Below are 13,699 nucleotides of genomic sequence, written 5' to 3'. Positions count from 1 at the left end.
CATGCGAAGGTCATGAGCTTTAAAAAAGCCGTATATATTGATGAAATTATGTTAATTTTGAAAAAACTCAATCTTCATCATTTTGGCCAAGATCAAAAAAAATTCCCATAAGGTTCTTTACCGTAAGTACTCCTCCAATATTAAATATATTATGATGGGACTTACGGTATTGATCATTACCTTCTTTTTACCAAAGCAGCCAAGGTTCAGGTATGAATTTGAAAAAGGCAAGGTTTGGTTAAATAAAGACCTGATCTCTCCATTTAGCTTTGCCATTCTGAAAACCACACCACAGGTAATCATTGACAAGAAGGACGCACTGGATAATGTGTTGCCCATTTACAGGTACAATGCCGAGATGATCAATGGTATAGAAGAAGCATATGGGAATGAATTTGATGTAAAATGGAGTTCCAATACCTTTCCTGAAAATGAACGTCAATCTTATAAAACGAGTTCTTCAAACCTGTTAAGGGCGCTCTATGCCAAAGGCATAATTGCCCTTAACCCCAAACACCTGAACGGAAAAAAACACTATGACCTTTCTCTGATCAGCAACAATATTTCCAGGACCATCAGCAGTCAGGACATCTATACCGTCCAATCTGCGCTGGATTACTTTAAGAACAATTTTAAAGCCACCAATCTTAAAGTTAAGGAAGTAGTAGAGAACCTGGTAGAAGATCACCTGCAGCCTAACGTTATTTTCGACGAAAAATTAACCACGGTTGTCCAGAACAATACGGTGAACAGTTTATCGACCACACATGGCATGGTGCAAAAAGGCGAACTGATCATTGCAAAAAACAACGTGATAGACGACGATGCCTATCAAAAACTTCAGTCTTTTAAGGCCACTTATGAAGCGCAGACCAAAACCATCGGCGACAGCAAACTGGTATACCTGGGGCAGATTTTACTGGTCGGTTTTGTATTAAGCCTGCAAATGGTTTTCCTGTACCTGTTCAGAAAGGATATTTTTGCCGACAACAGACAGCTTTCCCTCTTGTTGCTGGTCATTACTTCCATGCTTTTGGCTTTAACCTGGGCCATAAAATTAAACCTGCCCAGTTTATACTATATCCCCTTTTGTATTGTGCCCATCATTATCCGGATTTTGTTTGATACCAGGCTTGCGCTTTACCTGCATCTACTGGTTATTTTAATTGCCGGCTTCTTTGTACCCAACAGTTTTGAATTTGTATTTTATCAGATCACAGCAGGTATGGTGGCCATTTACAGCATCCGCAACCTGATCAAAAGAGAGCAATTGCTTTTATCTGCCTTGTTTATCCTAAGCGCGTATTTCATTTCTTTTGTTGGCATCGGCCTGCTAAGAGAGGGTTCCTTCCGGGAAATTGAATGGGTCAATTTTGTACCATTTAGCGTAAGTGTATTGTTGTCACTTCTGGCCTATCCACTCATCTATGCTTTTGAACGGGTATTTGGAATCACTTCCGACGTTGCCCTTATTGAGCTGACCAACACCAATAATAAACTGCTTCGCGAACTTGCTTTCAAAGCACCGGGAACTTTTCAGCATTCCCTGCAGGTGGCCAATCTGGCCGAAGCGGCCATATTTAAAATTGGAGGAAATTCCCTGCTGGTCCGTGCCGGCGCCCTTTATCATGATATTGGTAAAATTGAAAACCCCCAGTATTTTATTGAAAATCAAAATACAGGTGTAAGCCCGCACGACAAACTGCCTTATGAACAAAGCGCACAGATTATTATTAAACATGTTCATAAAGGAATTGAAATTACCCGAAAACACCAATTGCCTGAAAGTGTAATTGATTTTATCCGCACCCATCATGGAAACACCAGGGTAGATTATTTTTACCAGAGCTTCCTGAAAAATTCTCCGGAAAAATTTGTGGACGAAAATACTTTCCGGTACCCGGGTCCTATTCCTTTTTCTAAAGAAACAGGTGTCTTAATGCTCGCAGATTCTGTCGAAGCCGCCTCAAGAAGTCTAAAAAATCCGGACGCCCAGAACATAAATGACCTGGTTGAACGCATCATTGACTACAAATTGGAACAAAATCAATTAGACAACTGCGATTTGACCTTAAAAGACCTTGAAACTATAAAGCTGATTTTCAAGACGATGCTCATGAGCATCTATCATGTGCGAATAGATTATTTACAAAGTGTGTAATTTTCTTTTGCAAATATCAATGAATTACTATATTTGCACTCCCTCAGCACGAGTAGCTGAGTAAAACGGAGGGATGCCTGAGTGGCCGAAAGGAACAGTTTGCTAAACTGTCGTACTGGCAACGGTACCGAGGGTTCGAATCCCTCTTCCTCCGCTAAAAGAGATGTTCAGAACTGAACATCTCTTTTTTTGTTTTAGATAAACGCCCGTTTATGTCTGCTTTAATACCGAATTTTTAGATAAAAAGCGGTTCGAAAAATCCCATGATTTCGTTAGATGAATGCTTTTTTGCTCAGCAAAAGGCTTAAAAAGCTTACAACCGACAGGTATTCAAAGGCCCTTTAAGCCTCAGCGTAATTTATTGGCTTAATCTCTGATTTATTTAAAGCCTTTACAAGGTGACAGTTATTATCATTAAGCCAATATTTACTAATTTTACCACCAAAAACAACAAGGCGCATGACAACACAGGAATTCATTGCTGCAGCATTGCTGGAAGATGTGGGCAGAGGCGATTACTCGACACTGGCATCCATCCCGGCCGGCACAAAAGGTAAAGCAGTACTCAAAATAAAGGAAGGGGGCATACTGGCGGGTATGCAGGTGGCACAGGAAATTTTCCATCACCTGGAGCAAGGCGCAAAATTTACCCCCTATAAAAAGGACGGCGATGCGGTGAAAGATGGCGAAACCGCATTTACCGTTGAAGCCAGTGTGCACACCATACTAAAGGTCGAACGCCTGGTGCTGAATTGCATGCAGCGCATGAGCGGAATTGCTACCCTAACCAATAGCTACGTTGACAAAATAAAAGGCTACAAAACCAAAATACTCGATACCCGGAAGACCACTCCGCTGTTCCGTGAATTTGAGAAGCAGGCCGTACGCATAGGTGGTGGGTACAATTTGCGCATGGGGCTGTACGATATGATCATGCTTAAGGACAACCACATAGATTTTTGCGGGAGTATTGAGCAGGCCATAAAGAAGACCAATGAGTACCTGCTCGCCAATAATCTCGACCTGAAAATAGAAATAGAGACCCGCAACCTGGATGATGTTCGCCGCGTACTGGAAACAGGCAATGTATACCGCATTATGCTCGATAACTACTCACCGGAATTACTGGAAGAGGCCATTGAAATGATAGGTGGCAGGTACCAGACCGAAGCATCGGGCGGTATCAACCTTGATAACATCCTATCCTATGCACGTACGGGTGTCGATTATATATCCTGTGGAGCGATCACAAATCAAGCAGTAAGTATGGACCTGAGTTTAAAAGCACAACTGGTATGATGCAAAAACACCTTATGCCTGTCATCAACCCGAAATCAGGTGTGGACAGGCATAAGGAAATAAAGAGCGCTATTGAGATGCACCAGGATCAGGGAGAACATCCATTCGGTTAGTCTTTCAACAGGGCCAGTTTTTTTTCCAGATCACTTAAGGATATTTGACCACGGGCAAAATCAATTTCCAACAATGAGCCCTGCTCTTTTTTCGTTAAAGGCCTGTCCTGTATCTTCTCGATGAGCTCCATCTCTTTAGAAAGTGGTGTCAGAATATTTTTCTTTTCGACGAAAGATTCGAAATACCGGATTCCAAATCTACGCTGCGATACCGCATCAAAATGAAGTCCATCCGCGTTGGCCGTTAATCCACTTGCTGTTACAAAATAGCAGTTGGGCATGGTTTCAGCGAATTCCAGAAGGAATTGATTGACCTGTTGATATTCAGAAAAATAATGGCCATATCTACCACTGCTTAAAAAATCGCCAAGGCCGCCAGCGATAAAAGGAATACCTGGTGCGTCAAGCTCCCGGCGGAAGGCCTCAACGATACGCTTCAACTTATCGTAATAAAGTGCAGAAAATCCAGCAAAACTATCATTTTCACCCTGATGCCATAAGATCCCAGTCAGTTTACTGGTCCTTAAAGCAAGTTTGGTCTGGAACACAGCGTTTTCAAAAAGTACTCCACCAACAGCCCAATCATCCAGACTGCTGCCCCCTTCAGCACAAGGTATTAAACCAATTTCTTCCTGATCGTTTTTTAATCTCCAGGCACCCGCAAATGATGCAGCAAGCCCTATGCCGGATGTAGGCCGGTCAAAATTAATTGGTTCTGTCATCGTTTGCCAGCGGCCATTCACCAACATTTTGATTTTATCATCATAGATTTGTTTAACATCATTCAAATATCCCCGCCCTGCCATATTGGACTGGCCGACCATTAAAAAGGAACTTATCATACTCTTTATATTTATATCAACTATTATTAGAGCGGCTATTTTTTCAAAGCCACAAAGCTATTTCGATTTTATTTATTATTTATTTAAAATCTCTTCATTACAGAATGAGATTCTCCAGAAAATCACCTCAGTTGCAGGGTGTTCATCCCCTCATTTTCTCTTTTATACTCTAAAATATCGGCCGGTTGGCAATCCAGTACTTCACAAATTGTTTCAAGCGTACTAAACCGTATAGCCTTTGCTTTACCTGTTTTAAGTATAGAAAGATTGGATAATGTCAAACCCACTTTTTCTGAAAGTTCATTTAATGACATCTTTCTTTTGGCCATCATCACATCAAGGTTTACTATAATTGCCATAATTTATATCGTTAACTCGTTTTCTGTTTGAATTTCAATTCCTCTTTTAAAAATATGGGCAATTACAAAAAGTATCACTGCCATAAACAGCCAGACATCAGCCCCGCCAATACGCAGGTCCTGTGAATCCGGCATCTTCACACCTTGTGCCGCGATCCATGCGCTATATTTGATCCCGTATGCAGAGAATAAGCCAATTCCTAATGCCAAATAAGATAAATAAAAAACAAAATGTCTAAGTTCTTTATTGAAAGGTTGATGAACATTCAGGTTCTTATTGTGCAAGGTTTTTATCATCAGAAAAAACAGCCAGGCCTTGATGACAGACACAATACCAACAATCAGGGTGAGCACAAAGAAATACCCGTAATTGTATTTATAGAGTTCAGATAAATCTACCTGTTGCCAAAGCCGCGGAATTATAGCGGGATTTATTATTGCAAAAACAGCATTTGTTATAAAAGCGCCGGCTTCAATACACAAACCAACAAATATAATCCAACAGAAGATCAGGAGCAGGTTCAATACCTGTTTTGTATTCATTTTTAATTCCATAACTGTTTAAATTTAATTTCGTATTCAAACATAATCAATATTTATTGATAATCAATAAAAAATAAACTTAATTCAATAATTTATTATTCCATAACAAAAAATAAACAAAACAACTACAACAATAAGCAAAGCCATTTGACCCGGCACGGATTTTGAACGCAAAAATGCATACCATCTAATCTTTAGGAAAATGAAAACCAAATTAATTTTTACCAGCGCATGTTTATTATTAATGTCTGCGATGAGCTATGCTCAATCCGTTGGCGGTAAAAAAGACAAACATGGCTGTTTGACTTCAGCAGGCTATACTTTTTCGATTCTGAAAAATGATTGCGTAAGGCTTTTCGAAGAAAAAATAAAACTAGATGAAGTGAAACCCAAAAAAAGCTACACTTCCTTTGCAGCAGTTATTTTTAGCGATGATCAAAAAAAAGCTGAAGTTTTTTTACCTGGCTTAAAAAGCAGCCTGATCCTGGCCAGAACAGGTACTAAGGGAAAATACGCCTGGAAAAGAGGAAATTTGACATTAAGTGACCAAAATGGATACGAGCTAAAACGGGGCAATGCCTTGATTTATAAGGCCAAATAAAAAAATGGTCTAACCAATGATTGTTCACCGGTTAGACCATAGTTTCTCTCTTATTGTCCTGTTGGGAAGAATTTATATAAGCAGAAAAACGAAAGATCAAATACCTTAATTATTCTTATTTGCCATCACCCCAAGAAATTTTGCGACGGCAAATCTGTCGTTTGGATCAATGCCGGCCTGGGAAAGTGAGCTGACTACAGTCCCAGTTGCCAGCACAATTTTAAATTTATAATTGTCCATGATATAAGTACTTAAAGTCGGGCTTTTCCCCTTAATCTCGGTAAAGAAAAAATGCAGCCGTACTTTTCCCACGAAAGTATCATAATAAAAATTGTAGTTAAACTGGTTGTCAAAACCTGGAAAAATAAAAGGAAGCGGAATCCAGGCATCGGTATTGGTCTGAGATTGGGAAGAGATATAGATCATTACAATACCGTTTCCACTCAGAAAATCTGAAGTAAGGGCAGCAGCTTTCCGGTCATAATACCTGCTGAACCAATTCGTATATCCCCCTGAACCAGTACTCATGCTGTAAGAAGAATTCCATAACCAGTCGCTGCTGCTTGTCGAAAAAACATCCATTTTGATGTTTGCATTTCCCATTGGCCCCTGCGGTCCCTGTAAAGCAGTAGGTACACCCCATCCGGAGCTTATTTTTGGCCCATACAAATTGTATGTCCCTTTATCCAGATAATAATCACCTGTTGTACCCAAATCTGGTGCTGGAATTCCTGTTCCGGATAAAATCGTTTTGCCATTGGTTCCCGCAGCTCCGGTTGCACCAGTCTGCCCAGTGGCCCCATTACTCCCGTTTAGTCCCTTTAGGTTTAACGAACTCCCCCAGCCAGCACTTGTTTTGGGACCATAAAGATTAGCTGTGCTTACATCCAGATAAAAGTCACCGTTATTGCCCAGTGTAGATGCAGGAGCACCTGTACCATTTAAAATCGTACTACCTGCTGGTCCGGGTATTCCCTGATCCCCTTTTGTGCCAGGATCGCCCTGCGGCCCTGTTTCCTTTTTACAGGAAGAAATTAAGGTCGTCCCGCAAATGAACATCGTTAAAATGAAATAAAGTAGTTTTCTTGTTTTCATAAATTCAGGTTTATTTAAACCATAAAATTCATCAAACAAGCCACCTTAAAATAGTACAAAAACGCCAATGATACATTTTGTTTTTCCTCTTCTATACAAAAACCCTGCAACATCACTCAAATACATGCGGTTAAACCGTAACAAATTCACGATCTGTATCTCTAATTTTTACAATTAATATCATTTAATCTTACTCCAATTAAAATATATTAATTGCATCTTTGTTGCATCTATAACTCTTAAAAAACTAACCTACATGAAAAAACTTATCCTAACTACCCTGTTTTGTTTTTCCATCGGCGCCTTGTTTGCCCAAATTGACCCCTTATGGCTCCGTTATCCGGCCATTTCCCCTGATGGAAAAAATATTGCCTTTGGCTACAAAGGAGATATCTATCTGGTGAGCTCAAACGGAGGGCAAGCCATTCCGCTCACTTTAAATGAGGCCCAGGATATGATGCCGGTATGGAGCCGGGACAGTAAAACAATCGCCTTTGCCAGCAACCGTTATGGCAATTTCGATGTCTTTACCCTACCTCTTACCGGGGGCACCCCTACCCGCTTAACCTTTAACAGTGCAAATGACTATCCCTATGATTTTGGCCCGGACAATAAAACGGTCATCTTTGGAAGTTCCAGAAATGCACCGGCAAAAAACGTCCGTTTCCACAGTCCCAGAATTTTTCAAAACCTGTATAGTGTAAATGTCAAAGGAGGAAAACCCATTCTAATCAGTGCAGCCGGTATGGAGCGTGCACATTACAATAATGATGGTTCCCAACTGGTGTTCGAAGACCGCAAAGGCTATGAAGATGCCTGGCGCAAACACCACGTCTCTTCTGTAACCCGGGACATCTGGACCATGGATATTAAAAAAAATACCTATACCAGGATCACCAGCTTTGAAGGTGAAGACCGGGAGCCCATTTATAGTGCAGATGATCAGTGGATCTATTTCCTGAGCGAGAAACAAGGGAACCAGAATTTATTTAAGATTTCGGTCAAAGCATCAGGAAATTACCAGCAGTTAACCACCTTTAAAGAGAACCCTGTACGTCATCTGAGCCGGGCATCTGACAATACCTTATGTTTTTCACAAGATGGGGAAATCTACACCTTAAAAGAAAATGGAAGTCCCAAAAAGGTTAAAATCAGTATTCTCAACGATGGCAGGGACAATATTGCCAGAAGAGAACCCGTAAACGGAAATGTAAGTGAATTTGCCCTGAGCCCCAACGGTAAAGAAATCGCTTTTGTAAACCGTGGAGATGTTTTCGTTACAAGCGTGGAAAGCGGCCAGACCAAGCAGATTACCCGCACTCCTGCACAGGAAAGAATGATCCAATGGTCCCCTGACAGCAAAAGCATTATTTATGCTACAGAACGTAACAACAGCTGGGACATTTACCGCAGCACCATCCTGCAAAAAGATGAGCCTTATTTCTTTGCCGCCACAGTCATCAAAGATGAGCCCGTCATAGATGGGCCTGAAGAACAATTCCAGCCCCTGTATTCTCCCGATGGCAAGGAAATAGCCTATGTAGAAAACAGAAATATACTTAAGGTCTACAACATCGCTTCAAAAAAGACCAGGACCTTGTTGCCTGAAGGTCGCAACCATTCGTACAGTGATGGGGACTGGAGTTTCCAATGGAGCCCGGACAGCAAATGGCTGATCACCGATGACCAGAACGGCCATATGTTTATGACCCATACGGCAATGATCAAAGCCGATGGCTCTGGAAAAATTTTCTATCCGGTCAATAGTGGTTTTGGTGAAGGGGGAAGCAAATGGGCATTAAACGGTAAGATGATGACCTGGCTGAGCAGCAGAAATGGATTAAAATCCCTGGCCACTTCAGGCAATGCAGAGGTAGACATCTATGGCGTATTCTTTGACCAGGAAGCGTACGACAGGGCCAATATGTCTAAAGACGACTTTGCCCTGCTTAAAGAACGTGAAGAGCGAGAGCAAAAAGAACAAAAAACCACCAAAGACAGTGCCGCCGTTAAAAAAACAAAAATTAAAACCGATACAGCGAAAAAGGCCTTCGAACCCGACTTTGACAACCTGGATAACCGAAGGGTAAAATTGACCATCAACAGCAGTTCTATCAGTGATTATGCCCTTAACCCAGATGCAAGCAAACTTTATTACCTGGCTTCTTTTGAAAACGGCTATGACCTTTGGGTAACCGATACCCGAACCCATGAGACCAAAATCCTGGCAAAAATGGGCGGTAGTCCAAGCGGTATTGAAATGAGCAAAGATGGAAAAACACTCATTTTGGGCAATAACGGGCGCCTGGTAAAGGTTGAAGCGGAAAACGGAAAAGTAACCCCTGTAGCCATCAATGGAGACATTACCATCGATGCAGCTGCTGAAAGAAATTTTATTTTTGAACACGCCTGGAGACAAGTCAAAGAAAAATTTTATGACCCAAAAATGGAGGGTGTAGACTGGAAAAGATATAAAGAAGTATACGCTAAGTTTCTGCCCTATATCAATAATAATTTTGATTTCCAGGAATTGCTAAGTGAAATGCTGGGCGAATTGAATGCTTCGCATACTGGCGGCAGATATAGCCCTGCTATTGCCAATGCAGACCGGACTGCAGCACTTGGACTATTGTATGACGAAACTTCAGCAGCTGACGGCTTAAAAATTACAGAAGTCATTGCTGGTGGCCCTTTAAGCGTAAAAACCAGTAAAGTAAAAGCCGGGGACGTACTTGAAAAAATTGACAATATGCCCTTAACTGCAGATACAGACTGGGCCCAGTTTTTAAACAATAAAACGGGTAAAAACATACTGCTGAGCTTTTACAACGAAGGAACCAAAAGCAGATGGACTGAAAAGGTAAGACCAATCAGTACCGGTGAAGAAACTTCATTGATGTATAAGCGCTGGATTAATAAAATGACTGAAATGGTAGACCGCTTAAGTGAAGGTAAAGTGGGCTACGTACATGTTGAAGGTATGAACGATGCCAGTTTCCGGGAAGTATATGATGTGGTGATGGGTAAAAACCTGGACAAAAAAGCGCTGATCGTAGACACCCGTTTCAATGGTGGAGGATGGCTGCACGATGACCTGAATACATTCCTCTCAGGTAAAAAATACCTCGAATTTGCGCCTCAGGGCAACCGCACGAAAGATGCAGAGCCTGCAAACCGCTGGCAAAAGCCCAGCTGTGTGGTCATGAACGAAAGTAATTATAGCGATGCCTTTATTTTTCCATACATCTATAAGCAAAATGGTATTGGTAAATTGATTGGAATGCCTGTTGCCGGAACCGGAACTGCTGTCTGGTGGGAAAAACAAATCGACCCGACCCTGGTTTTCGGAATTCCAATGGTTGCTACCTTAGGGAAAGAAAACCGTCCGACTGAAAATTTGCAGGTAGAGCCCGACATCAAGATACAGGTTCCTTATGAAGCTTATTTAAGCGGTTCCGATTTACAAATAGAAGCTGCTGTTAAAGAAATGCTTAAAGTAATTAAATAAGAAAATGCTGACCTCCAAAAAAGCAAGGCTGCCAAAATTGGTAGCCTTGCTTTTTTACCCCCCTTCCACAAATCTTACATCATTCTGAAAATTTTGCAAACTGAAACAGTTATTATTGATGTAAATCATTTCATCTCTTTAATGACCAAATCTCATGACCAAGGATCATATTTATATCATCGGCGCCGGTGCAGTAGGAAAAGTACTGGCAGTCGCACTTAAACTTAGCGGAAAAAAAGTAACCCTGCTCCGGGGAAGTGTAGACAAACAATCTGCCTACCTGGAAAAAATCCAAATTCTGCAAGACAACAAGACCGAACTGGAAGAAACTATTGAAATCAGTACCTTAAGCCATTTCCCGGAATTGAATGGAATTGTCATCCTGACCAATAAATCCTATGGCAACAAACAACTCGCAGAAACACTCCAGCAAAAAACCGGAACCTCACCCATAGTCATTTTACAGAATGGCCTGGGGATTGAACAGCCTTTTCTTGACCTGGGCTTTCCTGAAATTTACCGCTGCGTGCTTTTTATGACGAGTCAAAATACAAATGGTCAAAAGATCAGTTATAAACCCGTATCGGTTTCTCCCATAGGGACCATAAAAAGCAACAACAACCACTTACAGGAAATTGTGGAACAAATCAATACGGTCCACTTTCAGTTTAGGGCCGAAACTGATATTCAGCCTGTGATCTGGAAAAAAGCCATTATAAACAGCGTATTTAATTCCATTTGCCCACTGTTGGAAACAGATAATGGCATATTTCACCGTGACCAGGAAGTTCTGGAAATGGCAAAAAGGGTTATTGGAGAATGCCTTGCCATTGCCAGGGAAAAAGGCATTTTATTGAACGACCATCAGGTGCTGGAAAATCTCTTGCTGATCAGCAAATTTTCAGATGGACAACTGATTTCTACCCTTCAGGACATCAACAACAACAGAAAGACAGAAATAGAAACGCTCAATTTTGAGATTGTCCGCATTGCAGGTACCCTGCATAAAGAAAACCTGGTCAGGGAAACGAAATTACTTGGAGAGCTGACCAGAATCAAATCAGATTTAAAAAGAAACCCTGAATTGTAAACGGCAAAGATAATATCTATCTTAACCTCATAAAAACCAATCCATTCCGTTAATGAAACTGCAGCTGGAAACCATCATCATTTTTGTTCAGAATATTAACCGGCTTAAATCTTTTTATGTTGATCTTTTAAAACTCAATATCCTGGAGGAAATTCCCTCAGAATGGCTCCTTTTACAAGCTGGTGGCTGCAACATCGGACTTCATAAGATGGGTGAACACTACCCTAATAAAAGCGAAGGGGATTTCAAATTCGATAACAATACGAAAATTGTTTTTGAAACAGATCAGGACATCCGCAGCATCAGAGCAAGCTTGATGAATGAAAAAGTCCCCATGAAAGAGGTAAAAACCTTTGACAACTATCCATACTGGCTTTGTGATGGAGAAGATCCCGAAGGAAACGTATTTCAAATCAAACAAAGAAAAGTCTGATGAATTAAAATCTAAGATCAATATGAAAACAAAAATCCTGCTGTTTCTGCTTATTATTGCCCCTTACTCTTTTCTAAGTGCAAAGAAAACTGTTCCTGCAAAATCTTCGGCCACTAAACCCTGGCCAAAATCCCTGAGTACCCTGATTAAAGAGATCACACTGCAAAATCCCAATATTCATTTTTCAAAAAGGGAAAAACACACGACAAACTGAATAGTTATGTAGCAAATTATGGTGGTAAATTAAGCCTGATGATCTATGCAGACCATGACAGGCCCAAACTCGTTTTTTATATGGTCATTATGGATGATAAAGACCCGGGAATAAATGGTCGTTTAAAGGATGCGCACAACCTGATCCTGGCTACCTGGGGCGCCTCACGGGCAGACTGGATCACTGCAGAACTAAACCAGGTCAAGCAAAATGACCAACAATATCTTAAGATCCGCATGCCCGACAAGGAGGTTAAACTTGAGTTTGAATATCAGCCCGCGCGTAAATCCGTAGAGATCACCTTCAACCAAATACTTACCAAAAAACCTTGATAAAATCCTCTAATACAAAGGACATCTAAAGCAGCAGATGACCTTTGTATTAGAGAACAACAAAATAGGGACAGCAAATTTCTGTAATTTTATTTTTCAAATTTCCCTAAAAAATCTGCAGCACCCACTGGCAATTTGACCTTATAACCATACATGCCTGCATAAAAACTCTCTGATTTTAAGAACTCATGTTCCTTTTTACTGATCCAGAAAGTTTGCGTATAGTTCCCTCCTTTTGCAGAACCTTCAGTAAACAACTTCCAGCAATCAACTTTTTTATTGTCCAGTGTAGACAATAGCTCGGACCCGATTACTTTATACACCACAAATTTTGGTGGGTCCAAAGCCGCATCGTAAAAATTAATGGCAAAGGCCTTACCTTCGGCCAGGGGCAGCATTTCAAAGGTTTCGATATCCAGGTTCCAATTATAACTGGCTTCTTTAAAATCCAGAGAAAAAGCCTTGTGCACATTATTGGCTACGGTATCTGCTCCTGTGATTTTCTGATCGTTCCAGTTGTAGGCCCTAATTTTACTGATGCCGTGCTCGGCATGATAAACCGGCCCGAAATCGCTGGTCCGGTTAACAGAATAAAGTGATCGGTAAGCATTTGTATCGGCTCCAAACCACTGCTGGGAAATCGTAAAAACAGGCTCCCCATTTCTGTTTTCTTTCCGGACATTACGTGTCCACAACCAGAAATTAAGATTTTTGTTTTTTTTGGGAAACTGATAATAGATCAGGTATTGTTTTAAGCCCGGTTTTAAAACTGATGTCATTAAACGTTTATCCTTAACCCGGATGGTGTCCACCTGAGCCTGAACACTAAAACTTGCCAGGGCAAGCCATAAAGCAACCGTAAATAACCCAGCCGCATTTCTTAAAGTGATTTTCATATTTTTTGTTTTTGATGAATTGACCTGAAGTTTGTTTAATTTTCAAAACCTTCACAAGGATTTCAACATCTAGCTTAGTATTTACAACCACTTAACGGGAATTTTTAATCTTTGCTCAAATAGGCTTCCAGCTTTCAAAAAAAGGTCCTTGGGCCTCAATTATTGAATAGATCGGGCAAAGCATTGAAAAAGATGCTTCACAGCTCAAAAAGA

General features: G+C 40.9%; 13 protein-coding genes and 1 tRNA gene. 9 read left to right on the top strand and 5 right to left on the bottom strand.

Annotated elements, in window-relative coordinates; translation table 11 throughout:
- Positions 1-154: 154 nt before the first annotated feature.
- The 3 genes from B0O44_RS15895 (at position 155) to nadC (ending at position 3,460) form a co-directional block, all read left to right on the top strand.
- Entirely contained in the window at positions 155-2,161 is a 2,007-nt protein-coding gene (locus B0O44_RS15895; RefSeq protein WP_110833045.1) for an HD family phosphohydrolase, read from the top strand.
- Between the two features lie 67 nt (positions 2,162-2,228).
- Positions 2,229-2,315 (top strand) — tRNA-Ser (locus B0O44_RS15890).
- Positions 2,316-2,620: 305 nt separating this feature from the next.
- Positions 2,621-3,460, top strand: a complete 840-nt coding sequence (gene nadC / locus B0O44_RS15885; RefSeq protein WP_110832649.1) for a carboxylating nicotinate-nucleotide diphosphorylase — start codon at positions 2,621-2,623, stop codon at positions 3,458-3,460.
- Between the two features lie 109 nt (positions 3,461-3,569).
- Here the strand turns inward: nadC and B0O44_RS15880 are convergent, their stop codons facing one another.
- The 3 genes from B0O44_RS15880 to B0O44_RS15870 all read right to left on the bottom strand — a co-directional run bounded on the left by B0O44_RS15880 (position 3,570) and on the right by B0O44_RS15870 (position 5,317).
- Positions 3,570-4,415, bottom strand: coding sequence for a sialate O-acetylesterase (locus B0O44_RS15880; RefSeq protein WP_110832647.1), 846 nt, complete (start codon positions 4,413-4,415; stop codon positions 3,570-3,572).
- Between the two features lie 122 nt (positions 4,416-4,537).
- Positions 4,538-4,774 carry a helix-turn-helix domain-containing protein gene (locus B0O44_RS15875; RefSeq protein WP_110832645.1) on the bottom strand — a complete coding sequence of 79 codons (237 nt, stop codon included), beginning with the start codon at positions 4,772-4,774 and terminating at the stop codon, positions 4,538-4,540.
- A 3-nt stretch (positions 4,775-4,777) separates the two neighbouring features.
- Positions 4,778-5,317: a DUF2975 domain-containing protein gene (locus B0O44_RS15870; protein WP_211321393.1), complete on the bottom strand. Its 540-nt coding sequence runs from the start codon at positions 5,315-5,317 to the stop codon at positions 4,778-4,780.
- 202 nt (positions 5,318-5,519) lie between these two features.
- Here B0O44_RS15870 and B0O44_RS15865 point away from each other — a divergent pair, with 202 nt between their 5' ends.
- Complete coding sequence (locus B0O44_RS15865) at positions 5,520-5,918, top strand: hypothetical protein (protein ID WP_110832640.1); 399 nt, start codon at positions 5,520-5,522, stop codon at positions 5,916-5,918.
- 105 nt (positions 5,919-6,023) lie between these two features.
- Here B0O44_RS15865 and B0O44_RS15860 read toward each other — a convergent pair whose 3' ends face one another.
- Positions 6,024-7,013: a collagen-like protein gene (locus B0O44_RS15860; RefSeq protein WP_146229854.1), complete on the bottom strand. Its 990-nt coding sequence runs from the start codon at positions 7,011-7,013 to the stop codon at positions 6,024-6,026.
- Positions 7,014-7,269: 256 nt separating this feature from the next.
- Here B0O44_RS15860 and B0O44_RS15855 point away from each other — a divergent pair, with 256 nt between their 5' ends.
- The 5 genes from B0O44_RS15855 to B0O44_RS15835 all read left to right on the top strand — a co-directional run bounded on the left by B0O44_RS15855 (position 7,270) and on the right by B0O44_RS15835 (position 12,590).
- Positions 7,270-10,521 (top strand): S41 family peptidase, encoded by a 3,252-nt coding sequence (locus B0O44_RS15855; RefSeq protein ID WP_110832636.1) that lies wholly within the window; start codon positions 7,270-7,272, stop codon positions 10,519-10,521.
- Positions 10,522-10,675: 154 nt separating this feature from the next.
- Positions 10,676-11,611 (top strand): ketopantoate reductase family protein, encoded by a 936-nt coding sequence (locus B0O44_RS15850; RefSeq protein ID WP_110832633.1) that lies wholly within the window; start codon positions 10,676-10,678, stop codon positions 11,609-11,611.
- 52 nt (positions 11,612-11,663) lie between these two features.
- Complete coding sequence (locus B0O44_RS15845) at positions 11,664-12,044, top strand: VOC family protein (protein ID WP_110832630.1); 381 nt, start codon at positions 11,664-11,666, stop codon at positions 12,042-12,044.
- A gap of 22 nt (positions 12,045-12,066) precedes the next feature.
- Positions 12,067-12,258 (top strand): hypothetical protein, encoded by a 192-nt coding sequence (locus B0O44_RS15840; protein ID WP_110832627.1) that lies wholly within the window; start codon positions 12,067-12,069, stop codon positions 12,256-12,258.
- 38 nt (positions 12,259-12,296) lie between these two features.
- A complete protein-coding gene (locus B0O44_RS15835) occupies positions 12,297-12,590 on the top strand; it encodes a hypothetical protein (RefSeq protein ID WP_110832625.1) in 294 nt (97 codons plus the stop codon).
- 89 nt (positions 12,591-12,679) lie between these two features.
- Here B0O44_RS15835 and B0O44_RS15830 read toward each other — a convergent pair whose 3' ends face one another.
- Complete coding sequence (locus B0O44_RS15830) at positions 12,680-13,486, bottom strand: DUF3108 domain-containing protein (RefSeq protein ID WP_110832622.1); 807 nt, start codon at positions 13,484-13,486, stop codon at positions 12,680-12,682.
- Between the last annotated feature and the right edge of the window lie 213 nt (positions 13,487-13,699).

This window comes from Pedobacter nutrimenti, from assembly GCF_003208655.1.
Taxonomy (GTDB): Bacteria; Bacteroidota; Bacteroidia; order Sphingobacteriales; family Sphingobacteriaceae; genus Pedobacter; species Pedobacter nutrimenti.
Note: the sequence above shows the minus strand (reverse complement) of the source record. Positions and strands in the feature narration are given on the sequence as shown.

Coding starts and splice junctions, on each gene's coding strand:
- B0O44_RS15895 (WP_110833045.1), top strand. CDS start 155: ATGGGACTTACGGTATTGATCATTACCTTCTTTTTACCAAAGCAGCCA.
- nadC (WP_110832649.1), top strand. CDS start 2,621: ATGACAACACAGGAATTCATTGCTGCAGCATTGCTGGAAGATGTGGGC.
- B0O44_RS15880 (WP_110832647.1), bottom strand. CDS start 4,415: ATGATAAGTTCCTTTTTAATGGTCGGCCAGTCCAATATGGCAGGGCGG.
- B0O44_RS15875 (WP_110832645.1), bottom strand. CDS start 4,774: ATGGCAATTATAGTAAACCTTGATGTGATGATGGCCAAAAGAAAGATG.
- B0O44_RS15870 (WP_211321393.1), bottom strand. CDS start 5,317: ATGAATACAAAACAGGTATTGAACCTGCTCCTGATCTTCTGTTGGATT.
- B0O44_RS15865 (WP_110832640.1), top strand. CDS start 5,520: ATGAAAACCAAATTAATTTTTACCAGCGCATGTTTATTATTAATGTCT.
- B0O44_RS15860 (WP_146229854.1), bottom strand. CDS start 7,013: ATGAAAACAAGAAAACTACTTTATTTCATTTTAACGATGTTCATTTGC.
- B0O44_RS15855 (WP_110832636.1), top strand. CDS start 7,270: ATGAAAAAACTTATCCTAACTACCCTGTTTTGTTTTTCCATCGGCGCC.
- B0O44_RS15850 (WP_110832633.1), top strand. CDS start 10,676: ATGACCAAGGATCATATTTATATCATCGGCGCCGGTGCAGTAGGAAAA.
- B0O44_RS15845 (WP_110832630.1), top strand. CDS start 11,664: ATGAAACTGCAGCTGGAAACCATCATCATTTTTGTTCAGAATATTAAC.
- B0O44_RS15840 (WP_110832627.1), top strand. CDS start 12,067: ATGAAAACAAAAATCCTGCTGTTTCTGCTTATTATTGCCCCTTACTCT.
- B0O44_RS15835 (WP_110832625.1), top strand. CDS start 12,297: ATGATCTATGCAGACCATGACAGGCCCAAACTCGTTTTTTATATGGTC.
- B0O44_RS15830 (WP_110832622.1), bottom strand. CDS start 13,486: ATGAAAATCACTTTAAGAAATGCGGCTGGGTTATTTACGGTTGCTTTA.